The sequence below is a fragment of the Vibrio sp. SS-MA-C1-2 genome (assembly GCF_021513135.1).
Lineage (GTDB): Bacteria > Pseudomonadota > Gammaproteobacteria > Enterobacterales > Vibrionaceae.
This window is the reverse complement of record NZ_CP090981.1, coordinates 1,108,162-1,126,282: the sequence shown is the minus strand read 5'-3', so window position 1 is coordinate 1,126,282 and position 18,121 is coordinate 1,108,162. Positions and strand designations below refer to the sequence as shown.

At 39.1% G+C, this 18,121-nt stretch carries 13 protein-coding genes; 8 read left to right on the top strand and 5 right to left on the bottom strand.

Features of this window, described 5'->3' with window-relative positions:
* Positions 1–19 precede the first annotated feature (19 nt).
* Both L0B53_RS19390 and L0B53_RS09720 read right to left on the bottom strand, forming a co-directional pair.
* The gene (locus L0B53_RS19390) at positions 20–3,130 is read right to left on the bottom strand and encodes a GEVED domain-containing protein (RefSeq protein ID WP_260115577.1); all 3,111 of its coding nucleotides are present in this window, start codon (positions 3,128–3,130) and stop codon (positions 20–22) included.
* An 888-nt stretch (positions 3,131–4,018) separates the two neighbouring features.
* Positions 4,019–4,198 (bottom strand): hypothetical protein, encoded by a 180-nt coding sequence (locus L0B53_RS09720; RefSeq protein WP_235061863.1) that lies wholly within the window; start codon positions 4,196–4,198, stop codon positions 4,019–4,021.
* A 488-nt stretch (positions 4,199–4,686) separates the two neighbouring features.
* Between L0B53_RS09720 and L0B53_RS09715 the strand changes: the two genes are divergently transcribed.
* Complete coding sequence (locus L0B53_RS09715) at positions 4,687–5,976, top strand: NCS2 family permease (protein ID WP_235061862.1); 1,290 nt, start codon at positions 4,687–4,689, stop codon at positions 5,974–5,976.
* 357 nt (positions 5,977–6,333) lie between these two features.
* Here L0B53_RS09715 and L0B53_RS09710 read toward each other — a convergent pair whose 3' ends face one another.
* On the bottom strand, positions 6,334–6,861 hold the full coding sequence (locus L0B53_RS09710) for a phosphoribosyltransferase (RefSeq protein ID WP_235061861.1): 528 nt from the start codon (positions 6,859–6,861) through the stop codon (positions 6,334–6,336).
* Between the two features lie 27 nt (positions 6,862–6,888).
* Positions 6,889–7,473, bottom strand: coding sequence for a hypothetical protein (locus tag L0B53_RS09705; protein ID WP_235061860.1), 585 nt, complete (start codon positions 7,471–7,473; stop codon positions 6,889–6,891).
* Between the two features lie 424 nt (positions 7,474–7,897).
* Here L0B53_RS09705 and L0B53_RS09700 point away from each other — a divergent pair, with 424 nt between their 5' ends.
* The 7 genes from L0B53_RS09700 to L0B53_RS09670 all read left to right on the top strand — a co-directional run bounded on the left by L0B53_RS09700 (position 7,898) and on the right by L0B53_RS09670 (position 17,432).
* Complete coding sequence (locus L0B53_RS09700; protein ID WP_235061859.1) at positions 7,898–9,487, top strand: AbgT family transporter; 1,590 nt, start codon at positions 7,898–7,900, stop codon at positions 9,485–9,487.
* Positions 9,488–9,638: 151 nt separating this feature from the next.
* On the top strand, positions 9,639–10,241 hold the full coding sequence (locus L0B53_RS09695; protein WP_235061858.1) for a flavin reductase family protein: 603 nt from the start codon (positions 9,639–9,641) through the stop codon (positions 10,239–10,241).
* Between the two features lie 411 nt (positions 10,242–10,652).
* Positions 10,653–12,212 carry an AbgT family transporter gene (locus L0B53_RS09690; RefSeq protein WP_235061857.1) on the top strand — a complete coding sequence of 520 codons (1,560 nt, stop codon included), beginning with the start codon at positions 10,653–10,655 and terminating at the stop codon, positions 12,210–12,212.
* Positions 12,213–12,615: 403 nt separating this feature from the next.
* Complete coding sequence (locus tag L0B53_RS09685; protein WP_235061856.1) at positions 12,616–14,106, top strand: SulP family inorganic anion transporter; 1,491 nt, start codon at positions 12,616–12,618, stop codon at positions 14,104–14,106.
* Positions 14,107–14,115: 9 nt separating this feature from the next.
* The gene (locus tag L0B53_RS09680; protein ID WP_235061855.1) at positions 14,116–14,967 is read left to right on the top strand and encodes a universal stress protein; all 852 of its coding nucleotides are present in this window, start codon (positions 14,116–14,118) and stop codon (positions 14,965–14,967) included.
* A 743-nt stretch (positions 14,968–15,710) separates the two neighbouring features.
* Positions 15,711–16,502, top strand: coding sequence for a DeoR/GlpR family DNA-binding transcription regulator (locus L0B53_RS09675; RefSeq protein WP_235061854.1), 792 nt, complete (start codon positions 15,711–15,713; stop codon positions 16,500–16,502).
* A gap of 45 nt (positions 16,503–16,547) precedes the next feature.
* Entirely contained in the window at positions 16,548–17,432 is an 885-nt protein-coding gene (locus L0B53_RS09670; protein ID WP_235061853.1) for a class II fructose-bisphosphate aldolase, read from the top strand.
* Between the two features lie 132 nt (positions 17,433–17,564).
* On the opposite strand, the gene L0B53_RS09665 is transcribed toward L0B53_RS09670, so the two are convergent.
* On the bottom strand, positions 17,565–17,963 hold the full coding sequence (locus L0B53_RS09665; protein WP_235061852.1) for an OsmC family protein: 399 nt from the start codon (positions 17,961–17,963) through the stop codon (positions 17,565–17,567).
* Positions 17,964–18,121 lie beyond the last annotated feature (158 nt).

Genomic DNA, 18,121 nt, shown 5'->3' with positions numbered 1-18,121 from the left:
CACTTAGTTAGCACTGTCATTAATTATCAATCCTCACTCGGAAAACCACGTACCCCTTCTCTCCCGCTTCAATTCTACCGCCAATAATCCACTCTAATTGACCTTGATAGCCCGTTGTTACCGATGCTGGGATCACACGGCAACTCAATGTATCAGGGACATTATCGGTTGTTGGTGTATAAGGATCATCGCAAGATGCGCCGCCTTCTAATTGAGAGAATTCAGGGACATAATCATAAATATTTAAGTCTTTAATAAATTCTGATGTCCCATTCTCGAAGTAAAGCCGATACTCCAACACATCACCTGATTTCCCACTATTATCGGTGGTTTCTATGCCGTTTTGCGTGATATTTTTGACGGTTTTTCTTAGGGTGACTAAACCACTTCCGGTTGTTCCTGCAATATTGATCCGGTCTTGATTTGATTTATTGTCACTTTGGCTGTGCCCTGTACCGCTACCGTCTAAAAAGTCACTTAATGCTGCTATCTGATAATGAACTTCATCGGCCAAATGAATATCATTCGACAGATCCACTTTAGATATCAGACAGTATTCTTGATTATCAATCAGCACAGCAACAGGCACCTCAACCTCGGTTCCTTCTAACTTTCCGTTACAGTTTGAATCATGATAAAGGGTGGTTACAAAATTCTGTTCACTGGAGGTTTTATTCATCGAAAACGTGACGTTTGCTGGGCTAAAGTTGGTATAAACATGAGGAATATATAACGTCCCACCTTGGTTGCCATTCTGTTGAGTATTGGCCGTTAACAAGGGTTGATAAATTTTACCAAAGTTAATGTTTTTAATTTGGTCGCCCGATGAAACATTAAGAGGGATCTCACTGTCTGTCACGATGCTGTTTGAAGGGAAGTTCACACCCGTCGCTTCACTAATGGCGATGGTATTACTTTGCGGAAGAACTTTAATTGTGAAAGCTTGATCCGTCAATCGCCCTTCTAAGTCAAATTGATAGTAGCCAGCCCCATCACTCCTTGTCGTTGCAAATAAAACGTCATCACGATAAAGATCAACAATATAATGAGTTAACCCTGATTCATTCGTGTTTTTGATACCATTGTGAGCCGTTGTTCCTCCATCTATTCCATTATCATTAAAGACATACCCTGATAACGTTGTTATCGCAATAATAGGAAAATAGTAATCCTCTACCTCGCCATTCTCAGCAGGGCTACCTTGAGCCTGATCTGTTGGCTCATTACACATATCAACCATTGAACAGAAACGAACTCGTACCAAAGCGGCATCTGAATAGTTCGCTTTGGTGACATTAATCGTCACGCTATTCTCTCCTGCATTGACAGGTTGATCGCGAATAACCTGTCGCCAAACCCCATCGCCATTATCATCAATCCAGATATTAAGTACACCTTGTTGACTCACTGAGAGCGTTACTGGGTTATCCCCTAACAGTAAATCTGAAACATGATTTAAACTGTCTTCATCATCCATTCCCTCTTGGTCATCACCCAGCGCTTGATCATCATGGTGTTGATTTTTGTCAGGCTCCCATGTCTGGCCTAAATAATAGGTAGTTGGAAAGTTACCCGCAGGAGAAAGGGGGTCATTATGAGGATTATAGTAGTAGTGAGAAACCTCACCATAATTGAGTGCGGCATCACCTAAATCTCGAGTGTAGGCGGAAAAAGAGATAATTTTAAAGTAACCATCATCACCATCTGACGCGGGCTCACTGCCATGACCATCTTTACCCGTAATCATTTGAGTCAAGATTCCGAAATAGCGCTTATCCTTTTGATCATATTCATAAGTCTCTCTATCACGGAAAAAAGAACCACCACCGCCACCAGCCCCAGTAATGATTCCAGCACCATTATCGGAGAAGGTATAACCAGTATAGTCTTCACAGCGGTTCTTCATTTCCGCAACATTAACAGATCCGCTTGGCCCTACACCACTGGCACAGGAGTTACCCCCGCCACCTCCACCAGAAAATCCACCACCGCCACCGGCAAGTTTGCGCCCTGCACCGCCTCCACCAGTAAAGCCACTACCGCCATCTCCTGCAATTTTACCCGCCCCCTGATCGGTATATCCTTCACCACCAGAAGCGATAGGTAATAAGCCGTTTGGATCGGTAAATGAAGTGATTAAGCTATTCGGTGTAAAGTTTTTTCTCGCCTTGCCTCCTCCTCTGGCAGGAGGTGACGCTGCAAAAGGTCGAGTGCCTCCATCGGTTCTAAAACCTCCCCACGCATTCACTTCCCCCCCCTTAGAGAAAACTCCGCCACCTCCAGCTGCACCCCAGTCAAAAGCGCCTGAATTTCCTCCACTATCAAAAATAAAAATAGATTGCCCGCCCCCTTCACCACCTAAACCGCCAGCTCCTCCTCCGCCATAAGGATAATAGCCATGAGCATCAGTCGGTCCAACATCAGGCCAATTACCAAACATATTGCCAAGACGAATGTCTACAGGAGTAGTTCCACGCACTGGTAGTTGTTGTCCAGCTGGAATATTAACAATCGGATCACTGGTTGCTCGACTCTCTCCTGTTCGTCCATCTTTCGTTTCTGAAGCACCTAAACCATGTTGATTTAGCTGGTTATCCGCTCCACCGCCTCCCCCTGCGACCATTGCCAGATAGTTATCGATAGTCACTGCAGAACTGCCTCCCCCTCCCGCCGATGAACCTCGTCTTAAAACTCGAATTAATTTAGGATGAATCTTTTCACCACCACTCTCGCTGCGATAATCAGCAAGTTTTGTCGTTGGAGACATTTTGCCACCCTCACCAAGGAGATAGCGGAGAACTTGGTTATGCTCTATGAGAAAATACCCACTAACAGTCGCGCCTTCCCCTCCTTTATTAACATCGGTGGCATTAAGGGTTGGACTACCTAATGTACCTGTTCCTCCACCATAACCAATTCCCCCGCCACCAGCGCCTTTTATTTCGACATGAACCACACCTTTTACTTTTGCTCGGCATAAGCCAGACTGACTATGATTCGATGTACCATCATCAGTACAGGTAATATATTGTGGAAATAGGTTATCAGTCATGAATGCGGTGGCGGAAAATGTGGGCAGTATGAGTAATGGGAATACAGGCCATAGTTTATCTATTTTTATTCGGTTCATAGAAACCTCTTTATTTATTATTCAGAATATTATTTAAATAACGTCAAAATTCATAAAAAATCATTATTCACTTTTTATTTTTAATTAGTCATTTTAAAAAGTAATCATGATATAAGTGGTCATTACGTTTGATTTATTAAGGAGGTGAGATTTCGATGTAGTAAAGAATAAAAAAGACAGAAATAAAAAGTATAAAAATAATTAATAATAATCCCATCGGGCCATCGGGCCATCGATTCCCAATTCCCAATTCCCAATTCAACTCCATTTGGTATTGTCTATTCATAAACGTCCTTTACCCACTGACTCATTTGAGGTTACTAGGCTAAGCTGATAACAGTCACGGCTATCTTGGTTCGCTCCAGTCATATCGTACATCTATACTCATGGGTTCTCATTCACTTGTCGCCTACTAGCAACGCCAATTATTTTAGATAGAGTTAAAGTAACTGTTATTTTTTTAACTAACAATTAGCAACGAAATTTATAATGCTTAATAAATAAAAATTATTTCCAAAATATATACTTTGAAAAACTTAACGTTTATTCAGTTCAATAAATAGGCGTAAATGTTACAAAAGTAATCTATGACGTGCTGTATAGACCGAAAGTAATTATACCCTTCATACTTGAAGTCGCTAGGTTGTTGGCTGTATTCGTTCGCCCCAATCATAGAGTACACCTATACTCATGGGGCCTCACTCATTTGCCGCCTACTAGCAACGCCAATTATTTTAGGTATAGAATTGCCAATAGGTGAACGAACTAGCAACGCCAATGATTTTAGATATAGAATTGCCAATAGGTGAACGAACTAGCAACGCCAATGATTTTAGGTATAAGGGGATAGGGAAATAAGAGAATAAGGAAATAAGTTATGTGAGCGGATTATGCACTCAAGCAATGCTTATCATCACTCTGTTGTTTGATCAGATCAATGCGATAGATATCAGAAGGGTAAAAACCATACTCTTTGACTTTTGCTTTTAGCTCTTTCTGATCATTAGCAAATATGGTCGCCGATGTCATTTTCATACCGTCAAAGTAGATTACTTGATATTGATTCACATCGCCCCCTTTAATTAGTCGAATAAAACTTAAGATAGAGTGAAATTTCAAAGAAGATAAAAACATAATACTATCAGTTAGAAACAGAACCTAATGTCATATCTAAGCAAGAGAGATGTTAAATTATCAACAGGTTTAATACATATGTACTTGATTTAATGTTTCCTTTCCCTCGATCTTAAAGCATTACAATAATAAATAAAGTATTTTAAATCAACATATTGACTATTTAAATCACTTTTTTGTCTAACATCACGCAGTTTTGTTTAGTTATCCAGCAAATCAACAAGCAACTAAATATTATCTTATTTTAAATTAGTTAGTTAACCATCTTAATTATCTACAAATAGATATATAACCATAAAATAACTAAAATTATTAAAATTTATAAAGAACAAGGCTAGTAATTCTTTTTTTAACGCTCTATAATCCGCACCAATCGATTGCGCAATCGATTGCTAATAATTTAATCTATATAAGGAAATATCATGTTAGAGAAGCTGTTTAAGCTTACGGAACATAAGACAACGGTAAAAACTGAAATTATCGCCGGTCTCACAACATTCTTAACCATGGCTTACATCATTTTTGTTAATCCTTCAATTTTAGCCGCTACGGGCATGGATCGAGATTCAGTGTTTGTGGCAACGTGTGTCGCTGCGGCAATTGGTTGTTTCATTATGGGCTTTGTTGCTAACTTTCCAGTTGCTCAAGCACCAGGAATGGGATTAAACGCCTTCTTTACTTATGCGGTTGTTCTAGGAATGGGCTACACATGGGAAGTGGCGTTAGCGGCGGTATTCTGTTCTGGTGTTCTCTTCATTTTATTAAGTGTTTTCCGTATTCGTGAATGGATTATTAACTCAATTCCTTTAGCATTACGTGTCGGTATCTCTGCGGGTATCGGTCTTTTCTTGGCTTTTGTTGCTTTAAAAAATGCAGGCATTATTGTTGCTAATCCCGCGACATTTGTTTCAGTGGGTGATATCTCTTCTATCCACGCGGCATTAGGTGCATTGGGTTTCTTTATTACCGTTGCCCTTGCTCATCACAATGTCAAAGGTGGCGTGATGATTGCCATCTTAATCATTACGGCGCTAGGTCTACTTTTTGGTGATGTGCAGTATGCTGGAATCATGAGCACGCCGCCAAGTGTCGCCCCTACCTTCTTACAACTCGACTTCTCAGCCATTTTTGAAGTGGGTATGTTGTCGGTTATTTTTGCTTTCTTATTTGTTGATCTCTTTGATACCGCAGGAACGTTAGTTGGTGTTGCTCAAAAAGCCAATATGATCGATAAAGATGGTCGCATTCCTGGCATTAATAAAGCTCTTCTTGCTGATTCAACAGCAACAACAATCGGTGCATTATTCGGAACATCAAACACCACCTCTTATATTGAGAGTACTGCGGGTGTAGCAGAAGGTGGACGAACGGGTTTAACCGCTGTGACTGTGGGTGTTTTGTTCTTATTAGCGCTTTTCTTCGCACCATTGGCAGGGATGATCCCCGCTTATGCCACGACTGGCGCACTTTTTTACGTTGCTGTATTAATGCTCTCTGGCTTAAAAGATATCGATTGGTCTGATTTAACAGAAGCAGCACCCGTTGGCGTGACTTGTCTATTAATGCCGTTAACGTTCTCTATCGCGGAAGGTATCTCTCTTGGTTTTATCACTTACGCAGCAATTAAAGCGGCAAGTGGTCGAGGAAAAGATGTTTCGTTAAGTGTTTGGATTCTGTCTGCGATTTTTGTTCTTAAGTATATCTTTGGTTAACATTGACATGATAGGTACTCTCATATCTGAAGTTGTTTGGTTGTTGGCTACTAGCATCACCAATGACTTTAGATATATTCAGACTCTATTTAACCATTAATGTCAGACCTAGAAGTATAAAAAGACGATGCGAATTTAAGGTATATCTTAAACTCACATCGTCTTTTTTATTCTTTCTTTTTTGTATCACCATCTTACAAAAGATAGACATCAAATGGGATGAAATTAAAAGTTTGTTATACCCTTCTTACTTGAAGCTGCTAGGTTGTTGGCCGCCCCAATCATATAGAAAACCTAGACTCATGAGGTCTCATTCACTTGTCGCCTACTAGCAACGCCAATTACTTTGGGTATAAATTAACGAATCAACTTAGAGATATAAGGCATATTTCTTAGTTTGTCTTGCCATGGTAAACCATAGCCAACAAGCAATTCATCCGTTTCCATTTCATACGCGTAATATTGCGTGATTGGAATATCTACTCTGCCCGGCTTAACAAAAAGAGTCGCAATAGAAAGTGATTTAACTGCAAAATTAGCGGCTAAATACTCAACCAAACGTTTCATTGTTCCGCCTGACTCAATAGCATCATCAATAACAATCACATCTTTACCTTCTATATTAATATTTTGATGGTAAACAATCGTTGAGCTGTTATTACGATCTCCAGGCGTATGAGGACAAGAGATATAGTCCATTGCAATATCAAAATCTAATGCTCGAACTAAATCAGCGGTAAATAGAATTCCACCAGGAACAACGCTAATAATCACTGCATCTTTAAATTGAGCATTTAATTTTTGCGCAACGATTTTGACACCGTCCTGAATATCCAATTCACTTAAAACCAAATCACCAATAGGATCATTTTTTTTATTTTCCATTTTCATATTCCTATTAAAAATAAAAGGTTACTTCTTCAGTTCATAATTATCTTTCATTTCTTGTGGTGCAATGCCGTATTCATAATCAGCAAGGTAACCATTTAGGTAAACCTTCATCCCATTCACGTCCCAACCGATTTTAATTGTCGCTGTCTTACCATCAGTGCTTCCTAATAGTGTCAGTAACTCTTTATCAATTTTAACTGCTTTAATCGCTTTAGTGCGTTTGAATGGCTTAAATTCGGTTGTTGAGGTTGGTAGCTTGCCATAAAGTTCTTGCCAGATATCGTTTTTGATCAACCATTGATTATAGACATCACCAACAATCGGTTTTGGCATACTGGCAATGACAACATTATCTGTCATCATATTTTTGGTCTCTTCTTTATAGCCACCCTCACCATTTGAAACATAGGTAATAAATTCTTTACCCATTTCATCTTTAGTTGGAAGGCGTCCTAAAGTGACACTTTTTTTGACATATAACTGAGCGTTATTTTCAAACATATTCATCACTTGAGGGATTTTTTGAAATTCAATAGGTTGTGCAGCATAAGCAAATGGTGAGCTCACTGCGATAAAAAGAAGTAGGGATTTTAATAACTTATTCATTTTTAGCTCTATTTATTCCGTTAAAAAAAGAACGGTTATTATAATTAATTTTATCTATAAAGTAACCAGAATATGCAATACCACACCAATATCCCGATACCTAAAATAGAGATAAATATTAACTATAAAAGAATCAACCGGTTAAATTTCGAAGAATCAATCAAGACAAAAATCATCAACCAAACAATAATTCACTCTAATTACCTTGATTTACATCACGTTATTACATTATGTTACAAATACAGCTAACATAATGATAATAAATAAAAATAACATCTAATAATCATTAATTTTTACACTTTATTAACTAGTTTATCGACAAATAACAACACGAAAAACTTTAAAATCTTCTTTTTATCGAGTAATCTCTTGCCGCAATCACATGTAAGTGATGTTTATAATAAATATAACAAGGAGGAAACAGATGAGTTCATCTGCTTCAATAAAACAAACACAACCTAAAAAACCTCTTTTTACTCGATTTTTAGATGGCGTTGAATATTTAGGGAATCTTCTACCTCACCCTATTACCCTATTTGCAACGTTCTGTTTAGCGATCTTGATTATGTCTGGCATTGCTGGATATTTCGAAGTTGCTGTTGTTGACCCACGCCCAGAAGGTGCAGCAGGTCGCGCAGCCGATGGTATGATTCGCGTTGTTAGTCTATTAAATGCTGAAGGCATCAGCTTAATTGTGACTAGCCTTGTGAAAAACTTTACTGGATTTGCACCATTAGGTACCGTACTTGTTGCGATGCTTGGTGTTGCGATTGCTGAGTACTCAGGTCTTTTATCTGCTGCAATGCGTGGCATGGTAATGGGTGCATCTCACCGCATGGTAACTGTGACGGTTGTTTTTGCTGGTATCATCTCAAACACGGCATCTGAATTAGGCTATGTTGTTCTAATTCCACTTTCTGCCATGTTATTCCACTCTTTAGGGCGTCATCCTTTAGCGGGTCTAGCGGCTGCATTTGCGGGTGTTTCTGGTGGTTACTCTGCAAACCTACTCATCGGTACGGTTGATCCACTGCTTTCTGGTATTACTCAGACTGCGGCACAGATGATTGATCCAAATTATACCGTTGGCCCAGAAGCTAACTGGTACTTTATGTTTGTTTCAACCTTCTTCATTGCTATTGCTGGTGCATTTGTTACTGAGAAAATTGTTGAGCCAAAACTTGGCAAGTATAACGATGAAGATGCAGCTGAAGATTTATCAAATGATAAGATGGGCGGCTTAACGGCAACAGAGAAACGTGGTCTTAAATTTGCCGGTATCTCAATTGTTATCGTTGGTGCAATCCTAGCTTATACTATCGTTCCTGAAGATGGCATTTTACGTAACCCAACAACAGGTCTAGTTGCTGGCTCACCATTCCTGAAAAGTATCGTGGCATTCATCTTTGTCTGCTTTGCGATTCCAGGTTTTGTATACGGTCGCGTAACGGGTTCAATGAAGAATGATCGTGATGTTATCGACGCAATGGCAAAATCTATGTCATCAATGGGTCTATACATTGTATTGGTCTTCTTTGCAGCTCAGTTTGTTGCATTCTTTAAGTGGACTAACTTCGGCCAAGTCTTTGCCGTTGGTGGTGCAGACTTCTTACAGTCTATCGGTTTAACTGGTCCATCTCTATTCTTCGCATTTATCTTAATGTGTGGTTTCATTAACTTAATGATCGGTTCAGCATCTGCACAGTGGGCAGTAACCGCACCTATCTTTGTACCAATGTTAATGCTTGTGGGTTATGCACCAGAAACGATTCAAGCGGCTTACCGTATTGGTGACTCAACAACTAACATTATTACGCCTATGATGAGTTACTTCGGCTTAATCCTAGCCGTTGCGACACGATATATGAAGAATCTAGGGATTGGTACGCTGATTGCTACCATGGTTCCTTACTCTATCGTCTTCATGTTTGGTTGGAGTATTCTGTTCTATGTTTGGGTATTCGTATTTGGCTTACCTGTAGGACCGGGTTCAGAGACGTTCTATACGCCTTAGCGCTAACGAGTCGAACAATAAAACTGAATAACAAGTAAGAAGGAGGCCTCACAAGGGTCTCCTTTTTTTATGACTAACTTCTACCCCCTTTTTTACTTTGGGTCTATATTACAAATAATTAAAGACTACATACTTTAAAGGTAGAAGTATTATGATTATCGATCCCAAAAAGATCACGCCACAGGAAACGTATAAACTATTAATTGGTGGTATTACCCCTCGCCCGATAGCTTGGGTTTCATCTATCTCCTCTGAAGGTATTGTGAATCTCGCGCCTTTCTCTTTCTATACCGTTGCCAGTGCTAACCCTCCTGTTCTTTGTTTTAATCCTATGTACAACAATGATGCAGAAGCAAAAGATACTCTACGCAATATTCGCGAACAGAGAGAGTTTGTCATTAATAGCGTCAGTGCGAAAGATTTAGAAACGATGAACATGACTTGTCATGATCTGCCTTTTGAACAAAATGAATTTCAATATGCTAGTGTTGAGCCTGCTAATTCGTCATTGATTAGACCTCCAAGAATAAAAGATGCCGTTGTCAGTTATGAGTGTCGCTTAAATCAAATTGTCGATCTTGGTGATGATGCACTGTCAGGACATTTAATATTAGGAAATGTCGTTGCCATTCATGTTCAAGATAGTGCTTTCGATAACTACCGTATTTCATCTGATGAATTAGATAGTATTGGGAGAATGTCAGGGAATGATTACAGTCGAACTCGGGATCGTATTCAGCTTTCACGTAAATAGATGCTCGTCAGTCATCAAATATATTATGACCAAGCAGTAGGGTGTTGATGCTATCTTCTCGCCCTCTCCCATCAAGAAAAGCGGCCGACAAATTTATTCGGTTTATCCTATTCGAGCTTTAACGCATCGGCTGAAACTTACAATTTGACACACTTTATCTTATTCAGTAACAGCTATTGCAACCTTCCTTACTATTTGTATGTAAAATTTTAAAATCTTGCTAATAAACAGACGTTATCACTACTCATTTTTGCAATCTAAGTCTTAATTTTTGATAAATACCTCATCATGCAATATATCCCCCCTCTTCTGAACGGTATAATTATCACCGCAAAACGTTAACTTTTTAACGCTTAGTAATAACTATAAAAATATAACTCTAAAAATTACAAACAATAAAGTGAATGAATTATGAACAGTGAAGCAATTAAAGATTCATCAGTTCAAAAGCAGAGTGGTATGGACCGCTTTTTAAATGCGATTGAACGCGCTGGTAATAAAATACCAGATCCTGCCCTACTCTTTTTATGGGGCTTAGTTATTGTATGGGTAACATCAGCACTACTTTCTCACGTATCTTTTGATCTGGTTAACCCAAGAACTAACGCACCTTTAGAAATAAGTAATCAGTTAACTGGTGAAGCGCTGGCAACTTTCCTTGCGAGCATGGTTAAAAACTTCTCAGGATTTGCACCTTTAGGTATCGTATTGGTTGCGATGCTAGGTATCGGTGTTGCTGATGCTTCTGGTTTCATCAATACTGGCCTGAAAAAGATGCTACGTGTGACACCAGCTAAACTATTAACACCAATGTTAATTTTAGTGGCTATCGTTTCTCACACTGCAGCAGATGCTGGTTACGTATTAGTTATCCCTCTTGGTGGTATTATCTTCCATGCGGCAGGTCGTCATCCATTAGCGGGTATTGCTGCGGCATTCGCTGGGGTATCAGGCGGTTTCTCTGCAAACTTTATCCCTTCTGGTATCGATCCGCTACTTGCTGGCTTCACACAAACTGCAGCTCAAGTTCTTGATCCAAACTATGTGATTAATCCATTGGCGAATATTTTCTTCACTGGTATCTCTTCAATCTTAATCATTGGTATTGGTTGGTATGTGACTGAGAAAATCATCGAGCCTCGTTTAGCAAGCACACCCATTGATGAAGATGCTGAAGAAGCACCAGACTTAGGTACGTTTACTCAAACAGAATCAAAAGCTTTCCGTTTTGCGGGTTGGGCAATGATGGCTGGTATCGCACTTCTTATCCTTGCGATTATGCCTGAAAGCTCAGCGCTTCGCTCTCCTGATGGTGAAATCACCGCGTTCTCTGCACCACTGATGAAGTCAATTGTTCCATTGATCTTTATTCTGTTTGTTATTCCGGGTGTAGTTTACGGTCGTATCTCGGGTACATTTAAGAACAGCAACGATATAATCAAGTCAATGTCTGCCACCATGTCGACAATGGGCGCATACATCGTAATGTCATTCTTCTGTGCTCAGTTCCTATTTGCATTTGGTCAATCCAACATCGGTACCATGCTTGCACTTTATGGTGCAGAAGGCTTAAAAGCACTTAACCTTCCAGGACAGTTCACCATTGTTGGTATGATTCTACTAACAGCATCTGTTAACCTTCTGGTTGGTTCTGCATCAGCGAAATGGGCACTAATTGGTCCAATTCTAGTTCCAATGTTAATGGCTGTTGGTATCTCTCCAGAGCTATCTCAAGCGGCTTATCGTGTCGGTGACTCTGTCTCTAACATCATTTCGCCTATGATGGTCTTCTTCCCATTAGTGGTGGTCTACTGTCAGCGTTATGTTAAGACAACAGGTATCGGTACACTGGCTTCATTAATGATGCCATTCTCAATTGCAATGTTAATTGGCTGGACAGTATTCCTACTACTTTACTGGACACTAGGTATTCCTCTAGGTATCCAAGCGCCGTACACATATACAATGTAATTGATCTTAAAGCTGATTAATTACAGATAAACTAGACAGCGCACATGGCATGTCACCTGATTCTTCTCTTAATTGAATCGCGTGGCATGCCATTTTTTATACCAATGCTAATCAATAAAAAACTCATCTCTCTTTTTTATTTCCAGAAACACAAAAGTAAATATACATATTCAATCATAATTAATGTAAAATGCGCACCATTATTAACCAGTTCAGGAGCAGTTTTGACACTTACGCCGCCTTAGCGCATCCCCTCTCCCTTTTTTGTCATTTACATTGAATGACACCTATATCACTGGATCTTTTCCAGTGGGACTGAACACATCAAAAAAATTTAATTGTCATGGAAAATTTACACCCTTTAACTGGGCGGTTTTTGACGATCTAAATTTATGGAAATTACATGTTAACTCAATTAAAAAAAGAATGGTTTTCAAATACCAAAGGCGATCTTTTAGCCGGAACGGTTGTTGCACTTGCCCTTATTCCTGAAGCAATAGCTTTCTCCATTATTGCTGGTGTTGATCCAAAAGTTGGCTTATATGCCTCATTTTGTATCGCGGTGGTGATATCAATTGTTGGTGGACGCCCAGGAATGATCTCCGCGGCAACTGGCGCAATGGCACTGTTAATGGTCACTTTGGTTAAAGATCATGGATTACAATATTTATTAGCCGCGACGATATTAACGGGTGTATTACAGATACTTGCCGGTTACCTTAAGCTCGGCAGTTTGATGCGATTTGTTTCTCGCTCAGTTGTCACAGGTTTTATCAATGCATTGGCTATATTAATTTTTATGGCGCAACTTCCAGAACTGACGAATGTGACATGGCATGTTTATGCAATGACCGCCGCAGGTCTCGGTATTATTTATCTATTTCCTTATGTCCCTGTTATTGGTAAATCCATTCCGTCACCGTTAGTCTGTATTATTACCTTAACCGTTGTCGCAATTGGTCTCGACCTTGACATTCGAACTGTCGGAGATATGGGACAACTGCCTGATACTTTACCGATCTTTTTATGGCCTGAAGTGCCTCTAAATATTGAGACGTTATTGATTATTCTTCCTTATTCAGTTGGTCTTGCTGTTGTCGGTCTACTAGAATCAATGATGACGGCAACAATTATTGACGATTTAACCGATACTAAAAGTAATCGTAATAAAGAGTGTAAAGGGCAAGGTATCGCCAATATTGGTGCGGGTTTACTTGGTGGTATGGCGGGTTGTGCCATGATAGGCCAATCAATCATTAACGTGAAATCGGGTGGTCGAGGTCGATTATCAACCTTTACAGCCGGTCTGTTCTTGTTGATCATGGTGGTCTTTTTAAGTGACTGGTTAAAACATATTCCAATGGCAGCCTTGGTTGCTGTGATGATTATGGTTTCAATCGGTACGTTCTCTTGGCAGTCGGTTGTTGATTTAAAAAAGAACCCGTTATCCAGCAGTATTGTGATGATCACAACGGTTATTATTGTGGTATTTACCCATAATTTGGCGATTGGTGTGCTAGTGGGTGTATTATTGGCGAGTTTATTCTTTGCTCATAAGATCAGCCGTTTTATGGTGATCAAAACAGAACAATCACAGCCAGAAACAACGCGTACTTATCAAGTAATAGGACAAGTATTCTTCGCCTCATCTGAACGTTTTATCGACTCATTTGATTATAAAGAAGTGGTAGAAACGATTTATATTGATCTGTCACAAGCTCATTTTTGGGACATTACATCGGTATCGGCATTAGATAAAGTCGTCATCAAATTTAGACGAGAAGGTGCAGATGTCGAGATTATCGGAATGAATGAGGCAACAACGACGGTTGTCGATAAATTTGGTGTTCACAATAATCCAGAAGAAGTTGAAAAATTACTTAACGGACATTAAGAAGGTTTTATGAATAAAATTATTACATGCATCGACGGATCGATCACGACTAACGCAACCTATAATGCTGCAACTTGGACAGCGGAACAGTTGCAAAAGCCGATTGTTTTTCTTCATGCACTAGAGAAGCAACAACAACATGGTGCCGATGATTTTACCGGCGCTATCGGTTTAGGCGCACGCTCTGCTCTACTTACTGAAATGGCGAGCCTTGACGCTAAAAAATCTAAACTGCAACGACAACACAGTAAAGAGATGCTTACGGCTCTACAAAGTAAAGCCATTGAACAAGGACTCACTGAGACTGAAATCAAACAGTGTCATGATGATCTGATTGATGCATTAGTCGATTTAGAGCCTGAAACTCGCCTTGTTATTGCAGGGCGAGCAGGTAATCACGGTTCTGCGGGTGTCGGTTCTCACATTGAAACCCTCGTTCGCTCAGTAAAAAGCTCAGTCCTGTTAGTACCTAGTCATTTTACGGCACCAACAAGCTTTATTTTGGCATATGATGGCAAAGAGACCGCAGATAAGGCAATTATCAAGATCATTAATAGCGATCTACTTAAAGGGTTAACTTGTCATCTTGTGATGGTGAAACCGACTGAAAATAGTCAAGACGTCGATGTAACTAAACTACCATTAGCACAACAGCAGCTAGAAGAGTGTGGCTTTAAGGTTGAAAGCAATATCCTTGAAGGCGATATCTTTGAAGTATTAAACCACTATAAAGATCAACATCAGATTGATATGGTGGCGATGGGCGCATTTTCTCACAATAAGATCCGCCAGCTATTCTTGGGAAGCAATACCATGAAGATGATTGAGAGTATTAATACACCATTGATCATTTTGCAGTAATACATGACTTAATCCACGAATTCAGTCAATAACCAATAAGCGAAAGCCGACACTATCATTCACTATGTTGAGTGATAGTGTCGGCTTTTTGTTTCAAAGACTCTTCAACCCTTTGGTTATATACCCGAAGTAATTGGCGTTGCTAGTAGGCGGCAAGTGAGTGAGGCCCCATAAGTATAGGAGTACTCTATGATTGGGGCGAATGAATATAGCCAACAACCTAGCAACTTCAAGTAAGAAGGGGATATTCTCAATGTCACCGCGATCCGATTCCTCTCTATTTATCGATACCATCAATAAAAAAGACAAAACTGTGATCCCTGTTAATCCCTAATGGAAAATAATTAATTATTACTTTTATTTTAACATTTCGATTCTTTCTATACCTAAAGTAATTGGAGTCGCTAGTAGGCGGCAAGTGAGTGAGGCCCCATGAGTATAGGTGTACTCTATGACTGGGGCGAACGAGTGCAGCCAACAACCTAGCGACTTCAAGTATAAAGGGTATATTTCATTGTTATATCTTAAGGGGGGTTATTGATAGACCACTCAATAACAACTTTTTTAGCGCTTTCGATTCCATAAATCGAAAGCAAAACTTTCAAATTTCTCACTAAAGCTAACTTGTGATCGCACTTTTATTTTTTTGTTATTGGGCATGATTGAATAACCATGTTTGATAGAACGGCGTATGGATATATCAAGAACATCGATAAAGAGAGAAAATAATCGGGTCAGAAGAGATGAATAGACACTCAGTAAGTAAACTAAAAACGAATGAACGTAGAGAGCAAATTTTAGCTACCATAAAAAAACAAGGTTCAGGTCGAGTCTCTCATTTATCGAGATATTACGCCGTTTCATCAGTCACTATTCGCCAAGATCTTGGTATTTTAGAGCAGCAAGGAAAAGTGATTCGCTTCCACGGCGGAGCAAGGATAAATCCAGAATATCTCTTTCCTCCCGACTTCTTGCCTCTCAAAGAGTCAATATTACAGGAATCTAGCCGATCTTTAGCACTAGTCGCAGCAAAGCTATTAAAACAAGGAGATCGTGTTTTTTTAGATTCTGGTCATGCAATACTGAATTTGATTCCTTATATCAACAAAAACGTAAAAATTACCGTCATGACTTATGATCTGGCCGTGGCTTTTCAACTTAGTTATTTAGATAACATTCAGTTAATTGTGCTCGGAGGAGAATTACAGGAAAAAAGTCACGCATTAATTAGCAAAATCGGAGAGTCACAACTCAAACATTATCGTTTCAACAAACTCTTTATATCAGCAGAAAGCATTGACTTGAACACAGGTGTGACTTCATCTAAACCATATAAAGCACGATTACTGCAAGAAGCAATAACCCTCTCTCAGCAACTAATTGTCCTTTTTGACACGACAACCTATGACCATAGACAACTGTATCAAGTCGCATCATTTTCAGAAATAAGCACGTTAATTAGTTATCATTATCTACCACTTAAATATAAAGAAGCCTGCTTAGCATCTGGAATCGAGCTAATAATGTCTCATTAATCGCTATTGAATCCATTAAATTTATTTCAGCCTAAGGATTGAGTTATGTTCCTTGTTTCATCAAAAGAGATGCTAAAAAAAGCCCAACGAGAATATTATGCAATACCATCATTTAATATTTATAATTTAGAAATGATTCAAGTGATTACAGAGACGGCATCAGAAATGCGTTCCCCTGTGATTATCTCCGTTTTACCTTCAACAATTAAGTATATTGGATTAGAGTTCTTAATCGCTATTTGTCAACAAGCCGCTCATAAACATGCTCTACCTTTAGCTCTTCATTTTGAACAACAACAAAGTTATCAAGATGCCATCTATTATATTCAAAAAGGGATCCGCTCAATAAGCTTAACGATCCCTCAAGCTACGTACCAAAAACATGTCGATAAATTACAAGAAGTCGTCAAACTCAGTCGTGATTATGAAGCCAATATTGAAGTTGAGATAAGCTTAAACAACGCATTACTCAAGAAGAAATCATTACATGAAGATCAATCATCCTTAGATAAACCCAGCCCCCTTGATACTGAGAAACTAAATATTAAGATCATCAATCAATTAGCGAATCAGATAGATATTGATGCCATTTCAATTCCTATAGGAGAGCATCAAGGTCTACATCAATTTAAGCCAACCTTAAATTTCATCACATTACGTAAACTACAATCTCAAATTACTCAACCATTAGTACTATCGAGTATTTCAAACTATCCAGATTCAATGATCAGAAAAGCAATCTCTTTAGGCATTTGTAAAATCAATATACAGGAGGAGTTATCTATCGCTTTTTCGGATGGAATTAAACGCCACTTTATGGAGCATCCAAACTCGAAGGATCCTCGCTTCTATTTAGTCCCCGCTAAATCAGTAATGAAGCGTGTTGTGATTGATAAAATAAATCTTTGTCAGAGTGCGGGAAGGATTTAACGGTGGGTTTAAATCACTAATGAATAGAGTCAAAGATTATAAATAAAAAAGAAGAACAAAGAAAATTCATTGAAAAAAGTGAGTAATTAATACATTACTCACTTAATTAAACGATGTAATTAAAGAAGTCAGCTAAACGATTTCCCAGCTATGCCCCATTTCAATACCTGCACCTAGCATTAAACAAACAGAGCAATATTTTTCTAATGAATCTTTACAAACTTGAGCCACGATTTCAGCATCAAGGTTATCACCACTCACTTCAAAGTGAATGTTAATATGCGTAAATAATTTAGGTGCAGTTTCACGACGTTCTGAAGAGAGTTTAGCCACACAGCTCGTAACTGCTTGATTCGCTGATTTCAATCCATCAACCACATCAACAGAACTACAACCACCAGCAGCCATTAAAACCGCTTCCATTGGACTTGGGGCTGTTGCACCGCCACTGCCATCCATGACCATTGAGTGGCCTGAATTAGACGTGCCTAAAAACTTAAAACCTTCAACCCATTTAACTTCTGCTTTCATGATACTCATCTCTATTTGTCATATGAATATACTCTTCATACTTGAAGTCGCTAGGTTGTTGGCTGTATTCGTTCGCCCCAATCATAGAGTACACCTATACTCATGGGGCCTCACTCACTTGCCGCCTACTAGCAACGCCAATTATTTTAGGTATAACA

What these genes read in the sequence shown, in the direction of transcription:
- L0B53_RS09680 (WP_235061855.1), top strand. Translation starts at nt 14,116, where the DNA reads ATGAATAAAATTATTACATGCATCGACGGATCGATCACGACTAACGCA.
- L0B53_RS19390 (WP_260115577.1), bottom strand. Translation starts at nt 3,130, where the DNA reads ATGAACCGAATAAAAATAGATAAACTATGGCCTGTATTCCCATTACTC.
- L0B53_RS09665 (WP_235061852.1), bottom strand. Translation starts at nt 17,963, where the DNA reads ATGAAAGCAGAAGTTAAATGGGTTGAAGGTTTTAAGTTTTTAGGCACG.
- L0B53_RS09670 (WP_235061853.1), top strand. Translation starts at nt 16,548, where the DNA reads ATGTTCCTTGTTTCATCAAAAGAGATGCTAAAAAAAGCCCAACGAGAA.
- L0B53_RS09705 (WP_235061860.1), bottom strand. Translation starts at nt 7,473, where the DNA reads ATGAATAAGTTATTAAAATCCCTACTTCTTTTTATCGCAGTGAGCTCA.
- L0B53_RS09690 (WP_235061857.1), top strand. Translation starts at nt 10,653, where the DNA reads ATGAACAGTGAAGCAATTAAAGATTCATCAGTTCAAAAGCAGAGTGGT.
- L0B53_RS09715 (WP_235061862.1), top strand. Translation starts at nt 4,687, where the DNA reads ATGTTAGAGAAGCTGTTTAAGCTTACGGAACATAAGACAACGGTAAAA.
- L0B53_RS09675 (WP_235061854.1), top strand. Translation starts at nt 15,711, where the DNA reads ATGAATAGACACTCAGTAAGTAAACTAAAAACGAATGAACGTAGAGAG.
- L0B53_RS09695 (WP_235061858.1), top strand. Translation starts at nt 9,639, where the DNA reads ATGATTATCGATCCCAAAAAGATCACGCCACAGGAAACGTATAAACTA.
- L0B53_RS09700 (WP_235061859.1), top strand. Translation starts at nt 7,898, where the DNA reads ATGAGTTCATCTGCTTCAATAAAACAAACACAACCTAAAAAACCTCTT.
- L0B53_RS09685 (WP_235061856.1), top strand. Translation starts at nt 12,616, where the DNA reads ATGTTAACTCAATTAAAAAAAGAATGGTTTTCAAATACCAAAGGCGAT.
- L0B53_RS09710 (WP_235061861.1), bottom strand. Translation starts at nt 6,861, where the DNA reads ATGGAAAATAAAAAAAATGATCCTATTGGTGATTTGGTTTTAAGTGAA.